This window comes from Cruoricaptor ignavus (assembly GCF_900141665.1).
GTDB classification, from domain to species: domain Bacteria; phylum Bacteroidota; class Bacteroidia; order Flavobacteriales; family Weeksellaceae; genus Cruoricaptor; species Cruoricaptor ignavus.
The window spans coordinates 57,345-74,553 of the sequence record NZ_FQYI01000003.1 but is presented as its reverse complement, the minus strand read 5'-3'; the positions used below and the strand labels follow the sequence as shown (position 1 = coordinate 74,553).

The following is a 17,209-nucleotide window of genomic DNA, read 5'->3' as shown; positions in this document are numbered from 1 at the left end:
TGCAGATTACCGAGGGTTTAGTCCTTCACCACCTTGTGAGTAGTTTCGCCCTTATCGGTCTTCACCTTCACGATGTAAACGCCTTTCGCCAAATCGGCTACATTCACGGACTTAGCATCGGTAGTCTTCACGAGCTTACCTTCCGCAGAGTAGATGCTCACACCCAGTACCTTATCCGCAGTGCCGATGTTCATCACATCCTTCACAGGGTTTGGATAAATGGCAGTTTTCGCATCCTTAACTTCTGTAAGACCAAGTGTGCTCACTACTTTCACGGTGTAATCCTCTGCCTGACCGAAATTTACATTATTGCCATTTCCTGAGAAGCAAGGATTTGCAAATGGTCCGGCGCCGTCGTTTTTCTTAATTCTCATCCTTGTCTCGCCAAGCTTGGCATCGGCAGGCACTTTTATTACGCCTTTGGCGGTTTTGCCGTCCTCACCGGTGGAATTCGCAAGCGTGACTTTGTCTGTCGATGTTGCGAAATAAGTTTCGGTGGTATTGTTGAATTTACCATCCTGATCCCAGTCAATAAACACTATAAAGCGGGAAGTATACGGGCCGGCGGTGTTCCCTGCGAATACGATTTCCTGCTCTGATCCTTGAGAGACGGTTGCGATTTTATCCAGGAAAAACTCGTGGGAAGGCTGACCTATTGTGGAACTTGATGAAGTATTAGTCATACCTCCGAAGGTAACTGAAGAAATCGGGTCCACATACTGCGTAAAGACGATTGGGCCGCAATATGGTAAAGCCGGATTTTTAGCAGTAGTAAAATTGTAGATTTCAGAAACGGATTCGCCGACAACATTCTTCGCTACAACCTTCCAGTAATAAGTGGTATTATCTTTCAGCTTATCAACATTAGCGAAGAACTTACCGTTGCTTATCTTAGTGGTAGGATTAGGTTTATCATCGCAATATACTTCATAAGTATCGCTATGGTGAGCATTGGCAACTTGCCAGGTGAGCCTTGCATTATTGTAGGTAGCTAAGGTGGAGCCATTGGCAGGTGTTTTCAGCGTAACGGCAGCCGGTGCCTGTGTAGGCGCCGTACCAACGGAAATATCATCAAAAAGCAGGCGGAATTTATCCGCAGAGGTGGCGTGGAAAGCGATGTACACCTCCTGCCCTACGAAGGCGCTCAGGTCGATGGTCACATTCGTCCAAACACTTGGTGCCGGTTCGGTAGCTTTTAGCACGGTCGTAAAATCAGCAGCCGTAGCGCCAGTTGTGGAAAGCTTCACGGCGTAGTCTTCCACATACTTAGGGTCCTGGTTTTTCACGAAATAGCTCAGCCTGTCCGTCACGCCGGCAGTTACCGTAAATTTCGGAGTCACCAGATAGTCATCGTGCGCTGTAGCGTGATACTGAATGAACGCAGCGTTTGGCAGGGAGTAAGTGGATTCCGATGCTGCAGGGCCAAAAACGAAACCGTTGGGATCACCCTGGTTGATTACAGACCAGCCTGCAGGAAGCTTGGTTCCAGCATCGAAACCTTCCGTAAATTGTGCGTGTGCAATTAGTGGCAATGCAACAAGCGCAGCAAGTAATTGTTTTTTCATTTGATAAAGATTTAATGATTGTGCATCAAATTTAAAAACAAATTTTTGAATCTACCAAATATTTTTCAAAGAATTTTTAAAACCGCCTATGAAATCAGCATTTGAGGCTATAAATTCAGATTTACAATAAAAAAGGAAAGCCGATTCGCTTTCCTTAAAATTTTTAAACTATTGTTTAAAACTCTTCATCGAGGATTATTTCCTTGAAATCTTCAATAGTTTCGTAGATGTCCTTATAATATTTACCGCCCGCAGCATTGATGTGCCCGCCGCCATTGAAATGCTTTCGCGCCAGCTGGTTCACATCCACCAAATCTTTTGAGCGGAAGGAAATCTTTATGAAATTCTCATACAAATCCTCCATAAAAAACGCCGAAAGCTGCACACCGGAAATGCTCAGCCCATAATTCACAAAGCCTTCCGTATCGCCCTTCTCGAAGCCGAAGCGCTCCAGCTCGTCCCTTTTCAGCCAAAGAATTGCCACCTTTCCATCGTTCACGATTTCAATTCTGCCCAAAATCAGCGACAGCAAATGCAGCCGCGAAACCGTGTTGGTATCCCAGGTATTGCCAGAAATCATCGCAGGATCGGCACCGTTATCGATGAGGTTGGCCACGATTCTGTGCGTGGCAGCACTCGTAGAACGGAAGCGGAAACCGCCGGTATCCGTCATAATACCAGTGTACAGGCACTGCGCGATATCCAGGTTCACCAGCCGCTCTTCTTCCATCGCTTCGATGAAGTGGTAAACCATCTGAGATGTGGCGGGAATCGTGACATCGGAATATACGAAGTCGAAACACTCCGGCTGCTGATGATGATCGATAAGGATTTTTTTGGCGCGCGATTTTTCAATCCAAGGTGCCACTAGCTGGCCTGCACGGATTGGCGCATTGAAATCCAGAATAAAAAGTACATCGGCCTCCGCAATTAGTTCTGCCGCCTTTTTTCGCTTGTAATCCGCGATGGTGATTTTCTTCGCTTCCGGCATCCATTTCAGGAATTTTGGAAAATCGTTCGGCACCACCACTTCTGGCGAAAGGCCTTTAGCCTTCAGGTAATGCTTCAGCCCGAGCGAACTCCCTATGGCATCGCCATCCGGATTGTAGTGCGTGATGATGACGATTTTATTTTCCGGCACCAAAAGCTGATTGATATCTAAAATTTCTGCAGCTGTAAACATTGGGCAAAGATAAAGGAAAAGTTAAAAGCGTTTGGCGATCAGAATTGGTAATAAAAACTCTGCTAAAACCTTAGCAGAGTTTCAAGAATGCGAGTCAATAGCAGTTTTATCGCCAGAAGCTCCAGACGGTGCCGTTAAACACCGCTACTTGGTTGGCCTTTGTGTCGTAAGCGATGGTGCCTGGCTCTGGATTGATGATGTTCAGGTGCGGACTTTCCATTTTTGGTAGAATCATTACTTTGTCCGTATCTGAAAGCACCAGGATGCCGGAGGCTTCTTCCGCATCCTCATTGGAGCCAATTACCACCCTTGCAGATTTATTATCTGTTTTTCCGTTTTGAATGCTTAAATCTACCTTTCCCGTAGTATCAGCAATAGCCACATCCCGATACTTTACATTCTGAACATTTTTGCTGAGGTCCAACCACTGCGCTTTATCCGCACAATCGCCCTCTTTGCAGTAGCGTATGATGTTGTCCGATGCATCGTAAATCAGCGTACCGGGTACCACCTGTTGGCCTGTTTCTGTATCAGCCAGTGCAGACACAGAATTTGCATACGGCAGAATGAGTCCCTTGGCGCCGTTTCCAAACTCAAGCGCAGCAGACGGGTGAGAAATCTCATCCTTGCCAAAGGCTACCTGCGCTGAAGACCATCCGAATATTCCAAGTGTTAATATTACAATCGCTTTTTTCATTTTAAGAAATTTCGTTAGAATTTTTAATTAATTCGGGCAGGTTTGCTTCGTTAGGCACTTCCATCCAGTGCCGTCGTAGATTTTCATGCACTTCTCATCGGTATCGTACACCATCATTCCGGCTTGCGGATTCGCAATCGCGTTAATTTGCGCTGTACTAAGCCTGTTCAATACAAATCCTTTTTTATTGGCTTCCAGGGCAACCCATCCGCTCTGGCGCACCATAGGCCAGTTATCACCACTCAGTGTGCCCGCCCTTTCTAAAGCTGTGATGCCTGCCAGCGTTGGCCGCTTAGTGCCATCGGTTTTCGGCTCTTTGTAGCACAGCTTATTAAGGTGGATGGTTACTACCGTGCTGTCGCTACCGCCGCCGCACACTGCATTTACAGTATATCGGAACTGGTAAGTGCCATTGCCAGCCCAGGTAATATCGAAATAATTTCCTTCCTGCATATAGCTTTTTATGGAGCCGACTTCCTCCCAGGTACCGAAGCTTTCGTAGCTTCCCTCCAGGTAATCGAAAAGATTTATGAGTGACTGCTGGCTACCGTCATAGTTTATCTCAACCGTTTTGCCGGTGCCTGCCTTAGGGTTGGTAGCGGCATCCGGGCTAAAGATTATTACTTCAGAGCTCTCCACGCAGGCTGTGGCATCATCTGAACTTATTTCAACTTTATAGGTTCCTGCGTCTTCTGGTTTAAAGTCTACTATATCAATAAATGATTCGGTGGAAATAATCTGAGGATTCTCTATAAGGTTGCCCTGGGCATCTTTATACTTATACCATTTGAATTGAAGGAAATCCAGCGCGCTGATCTGCAGATGGAAGTTGGATTTACCATCCTCACAGCTGCCGCTTACCTCTATTTCTGGCGGGCTGAGCTGGGTAATTTCTTTCTTTTCTGTAATAAAGTTGCCACAGCTGTCCTTTATCCTTATGAAATAGGTGCCGCCGGGAAGGCCGGTGAAGTATGGCGAATCTTGATACTCAGTAAGTAGCGTGGCATCATTATTCTGGCCGGATACCAGCGCATACTGCAGCCCTGTGCCTTCCGCTGCTATGGCTAAGGTATGCTCCCCATCCTCGCAAGGAAATGCATAGGCATTAATGAACTTTAGGTTTCCTTCACCTATGGTAAATTCTTCTAATGGTGTCGGTGGGCACCTATCTTGGTAGTACACACCATTTATTAGGGGATAATATATTCGCGTATCGATAGCTCTGTATTTACCGGGCTCTCGGAAGACATAGTCCCTGTTTATAGGTTTATAATTTCCTTCTTTAAATCCATTACCGTGATCCCAACCCCAGCCCATTTCAGGTGAATATTTTTGGATCTCTGCATTACCGCGGACTATTACTGCGCCACAATAATCTTCTATGGTTGGGGGATCAGGGATAGTAAGCGGTTCGTTTGTGACTTCAATAGTACGCTGATGTGTAAAGTCGCCGCCGCACTCAGGGGTTACTTCTATGCTGAAGCTTTCAGTTTTATCCATCTCTAAATCTACCGGCAATTGCATCCTGCGCACTCCGCTGTAGCCGGACACACCGAAGTATTCTTCTGGCACTGTATACGGCAAAGCGCCATATTTTTCCACGAAGGACTCTGGGGCAGCGGTGATTTTTACAGTCCCGATTTGATAAGCGCTTCCTACCCGAGCGGATACAACAAGCGCCTCTGCCCGCGCATTACACAAAGATGTAAAGTTAGTTTCTACTTTAAAATCTCTAACAACATCATATTGCGTAATGGTTATACTCTGGGTTGTCTGCACACCGCACTGATCCTCTATTATGAATTCGTAGTCTCCTACAGGTACTCCATCAGCTTTTCCATAAGTATGAGAATTTAAAAACTTACCGTGGTCGTCATTTAGCTTCTGTGGGTTAAATCCTGACGGAGCCTTAGTAAATTCTACCACTTTGAAAGTTTTATTAAAACTATAAGGTGGGGATATATTAAGATAAGGATTACCACAACTGCCGGTTTGAAATTGAGAAATGTTATACACATTATTAGGCTTCCCTATTGTTTTAGTTTCTGTCTTCCCGCAGTTATCTTTTATTGTAATGCTATAGCCCTCGTTTGCCACCCAGTATGGCACTATGAGCTCTCCGTCTTCATTTAATCCAAAGGTTTCCGTTTGGCCTGTTTTTGGATTTTTAGCTGTAATAGTTACAGTATAAGGATATGGTATGATACCCCTAAAATAATTATTTATAACGACCTTTTCGCAGTCTATCACTTCATACCGAGGAGTAGAAACACCCCATCGGGACCTCCCTTTGCTTACTACGGCTATATCTGTCCTCGAGGCACCGCACCCATCTACCACTAATATTTCGTATGTACCAACAGAAAGCCCGGCAAATTCACCGGTGGTGTTGGTTTCTGTCCAGCTTGTTTCCCCTTCTTTTCTATAGCTGTACTTTAGCTCTCCTGTTCCTGTGGCATCTACATAAATAACTCCGTTATCGCAGTATGCAGGCTGCGCATATATATTGGTAATATCCAGCGGAATATATTTATTATCCAGGTGCACCACATTACTGGTGGCCTGCTTGGTATATTGCCCGGAAGTCTGCGTAGCCACCACACGGAAGTCTCCTGCCGGTAGGTTGCTCGTTTGCAGTTCATCTGTGGACAGAACTTTTTTGCCCTGGGAATCTATCACTGTATAGATCATAACACCGGTAGTATCCCCGGAGACTTCCCAGGATATGCTTCCGGCGTTCGGGCACTCTACATCCCTTACCTTGGTAGCGGTTACTGTAAAATCTTCAAGCTGGGCATAAAGCAGCGCAGTAGCCAGGAAGAATAACAGGTTGAGAATTTTCTTCATTTGGAAAAAATTTAGCGTGCAAATATACGATAAACGATTGAATACAAAAAAAAGTTCTCTGCTATAAAATTTAAAGACTAAAATTCTTTTGCACATTTAAAAAAAAGTTTTACCTTTGCGGTCTGAAAATTTAGGGCAGTATTACGCTAAAAGATATTTGAAATGAAAAGGACATTCCAGCCATCCAATAGAAAGAGGAGAAACAAGCACGGTTTCCGCGAAAGAATGAGCACGCCAAACGGCAGAAGGGTGCTTGCTGCAAGGCGCGCTAAAGGCCGCAAAAGGCTTTCGGTGAGCGTATGCCGCGCCAAAAGGTAAATGGGCACAGCAATTAAAATCCCGTGCTTGAAAAAGAAATTTTTCAGGCATTTTTTGTTGTTAAATTTTTCACAAAAAATTTCCGAAGTTGGAAGTTTTGGTTATTTTTGATTCTCATTTCTAAAAAATGCCACACACCCACATTGAAGGTGAGAACATCATCCGCCTGCAGAATGCGAAAATCGCGCAGAAGAATTTTACCGTGCTGAACGATGTGAACATCAGCGTGAAGAAGGGGCGTTTCTGCTACCTCATCGGGAAAACGGGCTCAGGAAAAAGCTCCCTGCTGAAAACACTCTACGGCCAGATTCCGCTTTCAGCAGGGCAAGGCCAGGTGGTGGGCTTCGATCTGGAGAAACTCCGCACTTCCGATGTCCCGAATTTGCGCCGGCATCTCGGCATCGTGTTCCAGGATTTCCAGCTTCTGCCAGATAGAAATGTTGAGCGCAACCTGCGCTTCGTGCTGGAGGCCACTGGCTGGAAGGACAAGCGCAAAATAGATGAGCGGATTTCCGAAGTTTTGGCAAGCGTTGGGATGAAGAGCAAGCGCCACAAAATGCCGCACGAACTTTCCGGCGGGGAACAGCAGAGGGTGGCCATTGCAAGGGCGCTGCTGAACCATCCGAAGTTAATTCTGGCCGATGAGCCTACCGGAAATCTCGACCCGGAAACTTCCAACGAGATTATGACGGTGCTGAAACAGGTGGCAGCCGAAAACCACGCTGCGGTGGTGATGGCAACGCACGATTACCATATGATCCAGAATTTCCCGGGAGAAGCCATTCGCTGTGAAGACGGCAAGGTAACCGTGCTGCAAACTTCCGAACTTTTTGAGTAAGTTCAGCGGAAGAGATGCAAATCTTTCGTGAGTTCCAGATATTCGTACGAATAGATTCTGGGGCGTTTTTCTATGGTGAAATCCCGTTCGGAAATTTCCTTTTTTGCCAGTGAAAATTCCAGAATGTTGCGGCGCAAACTTCCGCCTTCAATTCCGAAAATATTAATCTTTCGGATGAGATGTAGCCTGCAATTTTCAGCAAAATCAATGAAATGCTGAGAATCAGCGGAAGGAATAATTACAGAAAAAACGCCTTCTTCCCTGAGTAAATCCATAGACTTCTGAATTAAATCCTCAAAACTCAGCGCAACTTTCTGCCTTGCAATTTTGTCTTTTGCAGAAATATTCTCGTCAAAAAACGGTGGATTCGAAATTATCAAGTCAAATTTTTCTTCAGGATTGAAAAAATTAAAATCAGCCTGCTGAACGGAAAGCCTGTCGCTAAAAACCGAGTTGCGGAAATTTTCTTCGGCGAGATTTGCCGCGTTTTCATCAATATCAATCGCCAGAATTTCAAGCTGCGGATTTCTTTGCGCCAAAATCAAACTGATAATTCCAGTACCGGTTCCAATTTCCAGCGCAGATTTTTTCCCTGGCACATCAGCCATCGCACCGAGGAGCATCGCATCGGTTCCCACACGGAAAACTTCCGCCGATTGCCTTACGGAAAACTGCTGCAGCCGGAAAACTTCCATCACAGGTTGCTCGGCAGGGTGATGATGAATTTCGTGCCCTTCCCCAGCTCCGTTTCCACTCGGATTTCCCCGCCTCCATCCTGCACCATACGCTTTACCATCGTAAGCCCAAGCCCCATACCGGAAGATTTTGAGGTAAAATTCGGCTCAAAAATCCGGCCGATTTTATCTTCCGGGATGCCCGTGCCGTTGTCCTCCACCGTGAGGGTAATTCGTTTCTGTATCTGCTCGAGATCCACATTTATTATCGGCTCCACGCCCTCCCTTGCGGCCTGGCGGGCGTTGGTCACGAGATTGGTCACGATCCTGTTCAGGTAGATTTTATCCATCTTTATCATGATATTCTCCCGGTTGGCGTGCATAAAGACATTCTCATCGTTAAAAACATCGAGTACCTTCTGTACCTCTGCATTCAGGTTGAAAACCTCATCGTTGCGCTCCGGGAGCTGCGCAAATTGGGAGAACGCGGTGGCTACGGTGGCGATGAGGTCTATCTGATCGATCACCATTGTGCTCATTTTCTTGACCTTCTCTCGGATTTTCGGATCTTCCGGGTCAAATTTCCGCTCGAAATTCTGGACGGTCAGCCGCATCGGCGTCAGCGGGTTTTTCACCTCGTGCGCCACCTGCTTCGCCATTTCCTTCCAGGCGCCCTCGCGCTCTATGTGCGCCAGCCTGTCCTTCTGATCCTGTATCTCCAGAATCATTTTGTTGTAAGCTTTTACAAGAATATTCAGCTCATCATTTTTATAATATTTTATGGGCTGCAGGTCGTTGGACATCAGGTTAATGCCCTCCACTTTTTCCGTAAATATCGTCAGTTTGTTGGTAAGGCGGCGGGAGATGCGGTAGCTGGCCAGCAGCGCGAGAGATATGATGACCGCATTCACGAGGATGATGTACTTCAACCCCTGATTCATCACCTCGCGGTACAGGCCTGCGTTATGATAATATGGGAAATAGACGATCGCGACGGGCTCCAGCACATTGTTTTTCAGGATAATATAGGAGGAGTAGAATTCCTGGCCGGTCTGCGGATCCCGCTCCTTGTGGGTAATTCTTTCCTTCATCAAAACCTCGTCGGTAATGCCCTCCGGGAGTTTCTTGGCCGATGATTTATCACCTTCCCTGTTGGAAACCAAGAAGTTGCCTTTCAGGTCGTACAGCAGCACATCGTGCTTGCTGATATCGGCGATTTCGTAAATTTTATTTTGAAGCACCACCGGCAGATCTTCAGTTTCGAGTTTTTTCTCGCTTACGGCGTAGTCCAGCGAGGCCATCATCGCATCCGCCTTCCGGCGCATATCTGCCGCGCTCTGCTCCTCCAGATTTTTTTTCAATATGATGTAAGACACCGCCGAGGTAAGCAGCAAGGCGAGGAAGGTGATGCTCATCATCGCTGCAAAAATCCTGTTGCGCAGGCTGAAACCGCTGTAATTACCTGCCGGCATATCCCGCTGAGAATTTTGCTAAATATTTCCCTATGATGTCAAACTCAAGATTCACACGGCTGCCCGGCCGGAGAAATTTCAGGTTGGTAAACTCCCAGGTATAGGGGATGATAGCCACGGAAAACTTGCGCCCCCCGCTTTGCGCCACCGTCAGGCTGATCCCGTTTACCGCGATACTACCCTGGGGCACCGTGATGAAATCAGCATCGTAATTTATTGTTATGAAATGGCTTCCGCCGCGGTCCTCAATGCTTTCGATAACGCCCACCGCATCCACATGCCCCTGCACGAGGTGGCCATCCAGCCTATCGCCCAATTTCACGCAGCGTTCCGCATTCACCATCGTTCCGGGCTTCCATCCGGAGAGGGCTGTTTTCCGCAGGGTCTCGTCTATCGCAGTTACCTTGTACATATCTCCCTCCACCGCCTCTACAGTAAGGCAGCAGCCATCGTGAGCCACGCTCTGGTCGGTTTTTAATTCTTTGGCAAAGGGCACCTGCAGGGTAAAGGTGATGTTCGAGCCGCCGTGCTCCAGATGCATTACGGTGGCGGTGCTTTCTATAATTCCTGTAAACATTTCAAAACGGCTAACCGAAGCGGCAGAAATATTATAAAATTAAGTAATAAATTTGCCGCAGAATCAGAATTCAAAGATAAATAAATGACCAAAAACCGCAAAATACGGGTGGGCATCTCTGTGGGTGATTTTAATGGCATCGGTCCGGAAATCATCATTAAATCATTAAAGGACAAAGCCATCACGGAGCTTTTTACCCCCGTGATTTTCGGCTCCGGCAAGCTGTTCACTTATCAGAAAAATATTTTTAAAATACAGCAGACCTATAACTACATCACCGAGGCCTCCCGCGCGCAGGAAGGGCAGCTGAATATGGTAAACCTCTGGAAAGACAGCGTGAGCGTGAGCCTTGGCGCGCCCACGGAAGAATCAACCAGAATGGCGATCGACTCCCTGGAAGCCGCTACAAATGCCCTGATGGCAGGCGAAGTGGATATCCTGGTGACGGCGCCCATCAACAAAGATGAAATGCTGAAACTTGGCTTCCGCCACGCCGGGCATACCACCTACCTAGAGGAGAAATCTGGGAAAAACAGCCTGATGTTCCTCGTGACCGACAATCTGAAGGTAGCGGTTTCCACGCACCATATCCCCATCTCGCAGGTGGCGCAGAGCATTACAAAGGAGCGGCTCCGCAAGCAGATTAAGATTCTGCACCAATCGCTGAGAGAGGATTTTTGCATCGAAAAGCCAAAAATTGCGGTACTGGGGCTGAACCCGCATGCCGGCGACGGGGGCTCCATAGGCAGGGAGGAGATAGAAATCATCTCCCCGGTGATTGAGGAAATGCGCGGGCAGGGCGTGCTGGCATTTGGCCCCTACCCTGCCGACAGTTTCTTCCAGCCGTCGAAATACAGCCGGTTTGATGCGGTACTCGCGATGTACCACGACCAGGGGCTCGCGCCATTCAAAACGCTGAACTATGCAGATGGGGTGAATTTTACCGCAGGATTGCCCTTCGTACGCACCTCGCCGGATCACGGTGTGGCTTACGACATTGCCGGGCAAAATTTGGCGGATGAGCGCAGTTTTTCGGAAGCGATTTTCGCCGGAATTAAAATTTTTAAAAACCGCACGGAGTACGCAGAACTTACCTCCGGGCAGCTCCGAACCAGGAAATCTGCTGCAGAAAATGATGTGGATGAGGATCTGCCGGCGGAGGATGCTTAATTTTTCAGCCGTAACATTTTGCAGTTTAGCAAATTATTAATACTTTTGCACACTCAATTATGGACAGGTTAAGAAACTATGATGTAGAGTTCTCCGGCCTGAAAACTGGGAAGCACTCATTCCGATTTGAGATAAGCGAGGCGTTCTTTGAACTTTTTGATACCGAAAGAGAGTTTACCAACCCGAGACTGACCGCGGATGTATTGCTGGACAAACATTCCACTTTTCTGGAATTTACAGTACGCACATACGGGGTTATTGAGCTGATGTGCGACATTACTGCTGACCCGTTTGATTACGATATCGACAGCAGCATAAAAGTCCTTGTAAAATTTGGCGAGGAATATGATGACAGTAATGAGGAGGTGATCACCATCCCTGCAGGGAACCACGCTTTTAATGTGGCACAGCTCATTTACGAAGAGGTAATGCTTTCGGTACCGATGAAGAAAATCAGCCCGCAGGCTACGGAGGAAGATTTCAAGCTTGTTGAGCGGTACAGCGTAAGCGAAGTTCCGGTGGAGGAGAACTTTGATGAAACGACTATAGATCCTCGCTGGGCTGCATTGAAAAATCTGAAAAATAAAAATTAAGTATTTAATGATGAGATGATGGCATCTCATCGCTCATCAATTAAAAAATAAAAGAAAATGGCACATCCTAAGAGACGACAGTCATCCACAAGAAGAGATAAGCGCAGAACGCACTACAAGGCGGAGCGCCCTACTCTGGCGAAAGACGCTACCACCGGCGAGCTACACCTGTTCCACCGGGCACACTGGCACGAAGGGAAACTCTACTACCGCGGCAAAGTGGTAATGGAGAAATCCAGCGAGCAGACGGAGGAAATCTAAAATACTGAAAACATTTTATACAAATCACTCGTTTTCTGAGAAAGATGAGTGATTTTTTGCGTAAATTAGCTACATTTGCCCATAATTTTCCGAAAAGATGGACATCAGAGAAATACAGAATCTAATTAAATTTGTTTCCAAGGCGGAGGTTTCCGAGGTAAAGTATAAAACGAAGGACTTCGAAATTACAATTAAAACTCCGCTCTACACTCCTGAGAACACGGGTTTTGCACAACCGGTTCAGCACAGTTTCCCACCGCCTGTTCATTCCCCGATGGTGGCTCCGCCTCCTGCGGCGGCTACACCGGCGCATCCGGAAGTGCCATCTCAGCCGGAAACCCCCGCTGAGGATGAGAGCAAATTTATCACCATAAAATCGCCGATGATCGGCACATTTTACCGGAAACCCTCCCCGGACAAAGATGTGTTCGTAGGGGTAGGCGACGCCGTAGCTCCCGGCACCGTGGTCTGCGTAATAGAAGCTATGAAGCTCTTTAACCAAATTGAATCCGAGGTCAGCGGGAAAATCGTAAAAATCCTAGTGGACGACGCTACTCCTGTGGAGTACGACCAGCCTCTATTCCTTGTAGATCCTTCATAAATTTTAGGTGAAAACCGTCTGTAGACCAGAAGGTTGATCATCATTGTCATCTAAAATTTAAAATTACCGAAATGTTCAAAAAAATACTGATAGCTAACCGCGGCGAAATTGCGATGCGCATCCTGCGAACCTGTAAGGAGATGGGCATCAAAACGGTAGCGGTATATTCTACAGCCGATAAGGACAGCCTGCATGTGCGCTTTGCGGACGAAGCCGTGTGCATCGGGCCTGCTATGAGCAAGGATTCTTATCTTAAAATTCCAAACATCATTGCCGCGGCAGAAATTACGAATGCTGATGCTATTCATCCGGGCTATGGCTTCCTGTCTGAAAATTCAACATTTTCAAAAGTTTGCCAAAAAAATGGTATAAAATTCATTGGAGCTACCCCGGAACAAATCGACAGAATGGGCGATAAAGCCAATGCCAAGGCTACGATGAAGGAAGCAGGCGTGCCGTGCGTACCAGGCTCTGACGGCCTGATTGACAGCTATAATGATGCGGTGAGAATTGCCGAAGAAATAGGATATCCCGTGATGATTAAGGCTACTGCAGGGGGCGGCGGCAAGGGTATGCGCAGGGTATGGAATGAAGAGGAACTTAAGGAGAACTGGGATTCTGCAGTGATGGAGGCAGAGGCAGCCTTCGGCAACGGGGGCATGTATATGGAAAAACTGATCGAAGAGCCGAGGCATATTGAGATACAAGTCGCTGGTGATCAGTATGGCAAAGCCTGCCATCTTTCGGAAAGAGACTGCTCTGTTCAGCGCAGGAATCAGAAACTTACGGAGGAAACCCCTTCGCCATTTATGACGGATGAACTTCGCGAGAAAATGGGCGAGGCTGCCGTGAAAGCTGCAGAATACATCGGCTATGAAGGCGTAGGCACGATAGAGTTTTTGGTGGATAAACATCGGAATTTCTACTTTATGGAGATGAATACGCGGATCCAGGTGGAGCATCCAATTACCGAGCAGGTGGTAGATTACGACCTCATCCGGGAGCAAATAATGCTCGCCGCAGGAGCTAAGATTTCCGGCAAAAATTATTACCCGAAGCTTCACTCCATAGAGTGCCGGATCAATGCGGAAGATCCTTACAACGATTTCCGGCCAAGCCCGGGAAGAATCACCGGACTGAATATTCCTGGTGGGCACGGGGTAAGGGTGGATACCCATGTTTACGCGGGCTACACCATTCCCCCGAATTACGATTCGATGATTGCGAAGCTCATCACCACCGCCCAAACAAGGGAAGAGGCGATTGCAAAAATGCGCCGGGCTTTGGAGGAGTTTTACATTGAAGGTGTGAAAACCACAATTCCGTTCCACAGGCAGCTGATGGATGATGAGCGGTATCTTGAGGGCAACTACACCACGGCCTTTATGGATGATTTTGAAATGGATAAAAAATACGATTATTAAAGTGCTGCTTCCTTCGGGAAGCAGTTTTGTTTGAAAGAAATTTGAGTAAATTTGTAAAAAACAAAGCGATGGAAGATATTATCATCAGCCCGGAAAGCAAGAAGCAGTCGGCACTTTTGAAATCACTGTTCAAAGAAATGAATTTGGATTTCAGGGTGAAGCGCAAAAAAGACGAAACGAAAATGACGAAGGAGGAATTTTTTGCGAAAATCGAGAAGTCGCGGAAACAAGCGGAAGAAGGGAAATCCATTAGGCTGACACCAGAATTGAAGCAGGAGCTTTTTAAAAGTATCCTATGAAATATTCTGTTGAAATTTCGCAGGAAGCCAAAGATGATATTCTAAGGCTAGAAAAATCTGGCGACAAAGGCAGCTTGAGAAAGCTTTACAAACTTCTGGAAGAATTAGAACAACACCCAAAATCTGGCACTGGCAAACCTGAACAGCTAAAACATTTTTCGAAACCAACCTGGTCAAGAAGAATATCACAAAAGCATAGATTGATTTACGAAATTCAGGAGGATAAGGTAGTGGTTTTGGTGCTTTCAGCCTACGGACATTATGACAACAATTAACTTTCAAAAATTATTAAAATGGAAAATATTTCGCAAAAAAATTCACAATATTTCATCGAGCTGGAAGACAAGCACGGTGCGCACAATTATCATCCTTTGCCAGTTGTTTTGGAAAAGGGAGAAGGCGTTTTCGTTTGGGATGTGGAAGGCAAGAAGTACTACGATTTTCTTTCAGCGTATTCCGCTGTAAATCAAGGACATTCGCATCCCAAAATCGTGGAAGCACTGACAAATCAGGCTCAAACTTTGGCCCTAACTTCCCGTGCTTTCCACAATTCCAAACTTGGTGAATACGAGAAAAAAATTACGGAACTTTTCGGTTTTGACAAAGTTCTGCCAATGAATTCCGGTGCAGAAGCTGTGGAAACCGCCATCAAACTGGCGAGAAAATGGGCGTATGAAGTAAAGGGCATCAAAGGGAATAGTGCCAAAGTTGTAGTGTGTGAAAATAATTTCCACGGAAGAACGACCACCATCGTTTCCTTTTCGAACGATCCCGATGCACACGATAATTACGGGCCCTTCACACCGGGATTTATCAGAATTCCGTACAACGATACCGATGCACTGGAGGATGTTTTGAAGAACGATGCGCAGAACATCGCAGCGTTTCTGGTGGAACCGATTCAGGGTGAGGCAGGCGTTTTTGTTCCAGATGAAGGATTCCTAAAAAATGCTTACGATATTTGCAAAAATCATAATGTACTTTTCATAGCCGACGAAGTGCAAACCGGCATCGCAAGAACCGGAAAACTGATTGCCTGCCACCACGAAAATGTACAGCCCGACATTCTGATTCTCGGCAAAGCGCTTTCTGGCGGTATGTATCCGGTGTCCGCAGTTCTGGCTAACAACCACATTATGAATGTGATAAGGCCTGGGCAGCACGGCTCCACTTTTGGCGGAAACCCGCTGGCTTGCGCTGTGGCAATGGCTGCGCTGGATGTGGTGCAGGAAGAGCAGCTATCCGAAAAAGCGGAAAAACTTGGGCAAATTTTCAGGGAAGAAATCAGGAAGGTTATTGCGAAAACCGACCTTGTTTCAAATGTGCGCGGAAAAGGCCTGCTGAACGCCATCATCATCAACGATTCTCAGCACTCACCTACTGCTTGGAATCTTTGTATCGAACTGAAAAACAATGGTTTACTCGCAAAACCAACGCACGGAAACATCATCCGCCTTGCACCGCCACTTGTCATCACCGAAGAGCAGCTGCTGGATTGTGTGGGCATCATCGAAAAAACGGTTTTAGAATTCCGCAATTAATCAGCCAAAAAATTCATTAATCCACAATGCCGATACATCAGTCGGCATTTGTTGTTTCAAGTTTTCCAAAGCCGCTTCAGCAACCTGTCTACGCAAATTTGCATCTTGGATAAGCCTGGCAATATTTTCCGCCAAACCTTCGGCATCATTCTTCGGCGAAAGCAATGCAGTTTGCCCGTCGATCAGCATATCCTGAATTCCGCCGTCACTTTTCGTTGCGGCAATGGCATTGCGGTGCACAATGGCTTCTGCAATGGACATTGAGTAGCCTTCGCAGTTTGAACAACTGATGGAAATTGCGCTTTTTGCCAAAAGATTTTCAGGGTTTTGCAGAAAGCCGTGGAAAACGATATTTTCGATATTTTGCTCAGCCGCAAATTGTTTCATCTTTTTCAACAAAGCGCCCTCACCGGCCAAATGCAGCGACCAATCCGGAAAATTGTGGTGGATTTTTTGCCAAGCCTTCACACTCAGAAAAGCGTTCTTATGCCGATTTTCCATTCTTGATAAAAAACTGACGATTTTTTGCTTTTTTTCTAATCCTGGAAAATTAAAATTTATCGGATTTCGGCGGACTTTAACCTTATCCGCCAAACTTGGAAATATTTTTTTCAGTTCTTTGGCAGAGCCTTCGCTCACGCAAAAAATCCCATTTTTAGAATTTGAAATATAGCGTTTTAATTTCGCTTTTTTAAACGGAAACTGCAGGCCAGCCACAATTTTCTTATCCCAATTTTTCCGCTCAGCATCAGAATATTTTTTTAGGTAGGCAAACGGCGAACCGTGATACTGCGGATAAGCCTGTACCATTATTGCGTTGCAAACCTGTAGAATTTTCAGCGAAATACTAACATTATCACCCTGAAATATCAAAAATTCAATATTGTGATTTTTTAAATAATCAAATAGATTTTTTGCGAAATTATTTTTATTACCTAAATTATTTTCAGCACGAAATTTTACCGGGAAATTCATCGTAGGAATTTCCTTCGACGGCTGAAGCGAAAGCAGATGAAGATTGACAAAACCCTTATCAGCAAAGCCCTGCATTAAATCTGCGGTTACTTTTTCCACACCGCCTGAAGCAGTATAATCGATGATGAAAAACGCGATTGGCGTGGAAAATTTTTTTTCGGCGGTCATTAGCTT

The 17,209-nt window shown here is 46.2% G+C and carries 18 protein-coding genes; 10 read left to right on the top strand and 8 right to left on the bottom strand.

What is annotated here, in order from left to right; all coding sequences use genetic code 11:
• Window positions 1-17: 17 nt before the first annotated feature.
• The 4 genes from BUB43_RS04515 to BUB43_RS04500 all read right to left on the bottom strand — a co-directional run bounded on the left by BUB43_RS04515 (window position 18) and on the right by BUB43_RS04500 (window position 6,292).
• Window positions 18-1,565 carry a T9SS-dependent choice-of-anchor J family protein gene (locus tag BUB43_RS04515; protein ID WP_073178764.1) on the bottom strand — a complete coding sequence of 516 codons (1,548 nt, stop codon included), beginning with the start codon at window positions 1,563-1,565 and terminating at the stop codon, window positions 18-20.
• 175 nt (window positions 1,566-1,740) lie between these two features.
• Entirely contained in the window at window positions 1,741-2,748 is a 1,008-nt protein-coding gene (locus BUB43_RS04510) for a DHH family phosphoesterase (protein WP_073178762.1), read from the bottom strand.
• A gap of 106 nt (window positions 2,749-2,854) precedes the next feature.
• A complete protein-coding gene (locus BUB43_RS04505; RefSeq protein WP_073178760.1) occupies window positions 2,855-3,445 on the bottom strand; it encodes a hypothetical protein in 591 nt (196 codons plus the stop codon).
• A 27-nt stretch (window positions 3,446-3,472) separates the two neighbouring features.
• Window positions 3,473-6,292: a hypothetical protein gene (locus tag BUB43_RS04500; protein WP_073178758.1), complete on the bottom strand. Its 2,820-nt coding sequence runs from the start codon at window positions 6,290-6,292 to the stop codon at window positions 3,473-3,475.
• Window positions 6,293-6,454: 162 nt separating this feature from the next.
• On the opposite strand from BUB43_RS04500, the gene rpmH reads away from it, so the two are divergent.
• Window positions 6,455-6,610 (top strand): 50S ribosomal protein L34, encoded by a 156-nt coding sequence (gene rpmH / locus BUB43_RS04495; protein WP_073178756.1) that lies wholly within the window; start codon window positions 6,455-6,457, stop codon window positions 6,608-6,610.
• Window positions 6,611-6,737: 127 nt separating this feature from the next.
• Complete coding sequence (locus BUB43_RS04490; protein WP_073178755.1) at window positions 6,738-7,448, top strand: cell division ATP-binding protein FtsE; 711 nt, start codon at window positions 6,738-6,740, stop codon at window positions 7,446-7,448.
• Window positions 7,449-7,450: 2 nt separating this feature from the next.
• Here the strand turns inward: BUB43_RS04490 and BUB43_RS04485 are convergent, their stop codons facing one another.
• Genes BUB43_RS04485 through BUB43_RS04475 form a run of 3 tightly spaced genes read right to left on the bottom strand, consistent with a single transcriptional unit; the run spans window position 7,451 to window position 10,171 of the window.
• The gene (locus BUB43_RS04485) at window positions 7,451-8,143 is read right to left on the bottom strand and encodes a tRNA1(Val) (adenine(37)-N6)-methyltransferase (protein ID WP_073178753.1); all 693 of its coding nucleotides are present in this window, start codon (window positions 8,141-8,143) and stop codon (window positions 7,451-7,453) included.
• On the bottom strand, window positions 8,143-9,594 hold the full coding sequence (locus BUB43_RS04480) for a sensor histidine kinase (RefSeq protein ID WP_073178752.1): 1,452 nt from the start codon (window positions 9,592-9,594) through the stop codon (window positions 8,143-8,145). The genes BUB43_RS04485 and BUB43_RS04480 overlap by 1 nt, the downstream gene beginning before the upstream one ends.
• Window positions 9,581-10,171 (bottom strand): riboflavin synthase, encoded by a 591-nt coding sequence (locus BUB43_RS04475; protein WP_073178750.1) that lies wholly within the window; start codon window positions 10,169-10,171, stop codon window positions 9,581-9,583. The genes BUB43_RS04480 and BUB43_RS04475 overlap by 14 nt, the downstream gene beginning before the upstream one ends.
• A gap of 84 nt (window positions 10,172-10,255) precedes the next feature.
• On the opposite strand from BUB43_RS04475, the gene pdxA reads away from it, so the two are divergent.
• The 8 genes from pdxA to rocD all read left to right on the top strand — a co-directional run bounded on the left by pdxA (window position 10,256) and on the right by rocD (window position 16,060).
• Window positions 10,256-11,341 carry a 4-hydroxythreonine-4-phosphate dehydrogenase PdxA gene (gene pdxA / locus BUB43_RS04470; protein ID WP_073178748.1) on the top strand — a complete coding sequence of 362 codons (1,086 nt, stop codon included), beginning with the start codon at window positions 10,256-10,258 and terminating at the stop codon, window positions 11,339-11,341.
• A gap of 59 nt (window positions 11,342-11,400) precedes the next feature.
• A complete protein-coding gene (locus BUB43_RS04465) occupies window positions 11,401-11,934 on the top strand; it encodes a YceD family protein (RefSeq protein WP_073178746.1) in 534 nt (177 codons plus the stop codon).
• A 57-nt stretch (window positions 11,935-11,991) separates the two neighbouring features.
• Entirely contained in the window at window positions 11,992-12,195 is a 204-nt protein-coding gene (gene rpmF / locus BUB43_RS04460) for a 50S ribosomal protein L32 (RefSeq protein ID WP_073178744.1), read from the top strand.
• A gap of 97 nt (window positions 12,196-12,292) precedes the next feature.
• Window positions 12,293-12,796 (top strand): acetyl-CoA carboxylase biotin carboxyl carrier protein, encoded by a 504-nt coding sequence (gene accB, locus BUB43_RS04455; RefSeq protein ID WP_073178742.1) that lies wholly within the window; start codon window positions 12,293-12,295, stop codon window positions 12,794-12,796.
• A gap of 71 nt (window positions 12,797-12,867) precedes the next feature.
• Window positions 12,868-14,220 carry an acetyl-CoA carboxylase biotin carboxylase subunit gene (gene accC, locus BUB43_RS04450; RefSeq protein ID WP_073178740.1) on the top strand — a complete coding sequence of 451 codons (1,353 nt, stop codon included), beginning with the start codon at window positions 12,868-12,870 and terminating at the stop codon, window positions 14,218-14,220.
• Between the two features lie 68 nt (window positions 14,221-14,288).
• Window positions 14,289-14,519, top strand: coding sequence for a DUF2683 family protein (locus BUB43_RS04445; RefSeq protein ID WP_143154033.1), 231 nt, complete (start codon window positions 14,289-14,291; stop codon window positions 14,517-14,519).
• Window positions 14,516-14,794, top strand: a complete 279-nt coding sequence (locus BUB43_RS04440; RefSeq protein ID WP_073178736.1) for a Txe/YoeB family addiction module toxin — start codon at window positions 14,516-14,518, stop codon at window positions 14,792-14,794. Before BUB43_RS04445 ends, BUB43_RS04440 begins: the two co-directional genes overlap by 4 nt.
• An 18-nt stretch (window positions 14,795-14,812) precedes the next feature.
• The gene (gene rocD, locus BUB43_RS04435; protein ID WP_073178734.1) at window positions 14,813-16,060 is read left to right on the top strand and encodes an ornithine--oxo-acid transaminase; all 1,248 of its coding nucleotides are present in this window, start codon (window positions 14,813-14,815) and stop codon (window positions 16,058-16,060) included.
• Here the strand turns inward: rocD and BUB43_RS04430 are convergent, their stop codons facing one another.
• A complete protein-coding gene (locus BUB43_RS04430) occupies window positions 16,061-17,203 on the bottom strand; it encodes a glycosyltransferase (RefSeq protein WP_073178732.1) in 1,143 nt (380 codons plus the stop codon). It abuts the gene before it with no gap.
• Window positions 17,204-17,209 lie beyond the last annotated feature (6 nt).

Bases quoted from the DNA above. Each gene is read 5' to 3' on its own strand.
- BUB43_RS04465 (WP_073178746.1), top strand. From the start codon at position 11,401: ATGGACAGGTTAAGAAACTATGATGTAGAGTTCTCCGGCCTGAAAACT.
- BUB43_RS04510 (WP_073178762.1), bottom strand. From the start codon at position 2,748: ATGTTTACAGCTGCAGAAATTTTAGATATCAATCAGCTTTTGGTGCCG.
- BUB43_RS04505 (WP_073178760.1), bottom strand. From the start codon at position 3,445: ATGAAAAAAGCGATTGTAATATTAACACTTGGAATATTCGGATGGTCT.
- BUB43_RS04445 (WP_143154033.1), top strand. From the start codon at position 14,289: ATGGAAGATATTATCATCAGCCCGGAAAGCAAGAAGCAGTCGGCACTT.
- pdxA (WP_073178748.1), top strand. From the start codon at position 10,256: ATGACCAAAAACCGCAAAATACGGGTGGGCATCTCTGTGGGTGATTTT.
- BUB43_RS04440 (WP_073178736.1), top strand. From the start codon at position 14,516: ATGAAATATTCTGTTGAAATTTCGCAGGAAGCCAAAGATGATATTCTA.
- rpmH (WP_073178756.1), top strand. From the start codon at position 6,455: ATGAAAAGGACATTCCAGCCATCCAATAGAAAGAGGAGAAACAAGCAC.
- rocD (WP_073178734.1), top strand. From the start codon at position 14,813: ATGGAAAATATTTCGCAAAAAAATTCACAATATTTCATCGAGCTGGAA.
- BUB43_RS04430 (WP_073178732.1), bottom strand. From the start codon at position 17,203: ATGACCGCCGAAAAAAAATTTTCCACGCCAATCGCGTTTTTCATCATC.
- BUB43_RS04475 (WP_073178750.1), bottom strand. From the start codon at position 10,171: ATGTTTACAGGAATTATAGAAAGCACCGCCACCGTAATGCATCTGGAG.
- BUB43_RS04500 (WP_073178758.1), bottom strand. From the start codon at position 6,292: ATGAAGAAAATTCTCAACCTGTTATTCTTCCTGGCTACTGCGCTGCTT.
- rpmF (WP_073178744.1), top strand. From the start codon at position 11,992: ATGGCACATCCTAAGAGACGACAGTCATCCACAAGAAGAGATAAGCGC.
- BUB43_RS04490 (WP_073178755.1), top strand. From the start codon at position 6,738: ATGCCACACACCCACATTGAAGGTGAGAACATCATCCGCCTGCAGAAT.
- BUB43_RS04485 (WP_073178753.1), bottom strand. From the start codon at position 8,143: ATGGAAGTTTTCCGGCTGCAGCAGTTTTCCGTAAGGCAATCGGCGGAA.
- BUB43_RS04515 (WP_073178764.1), bottom strand. From the start codon at position 1,565: ATGAAAAAACAATTACTTGCTGCGCTTGTTGCATTGCCACTAATTGCA.
- BUB43_RS04480 (WP_073178752.1), bottom strand. From the start codon at position 9,594: ATGCCGGCAGGTAATTACAGCGGTTTCAGCCTGCGCAACAGGATTTTT.
- accB (WP_073178742.1), top strand. From the start codon at position 12,293: ATGGACATCAGAGAAATACAGAATCTAATTAAATTTGTTTCCAAGGCG.
- accC (WP_073178740.1), top strand. From the start codon at position 12,868: ATGTTCAAAAAAATACTGATAGCTAACCGCGGCGAAATTGCGATGCGC.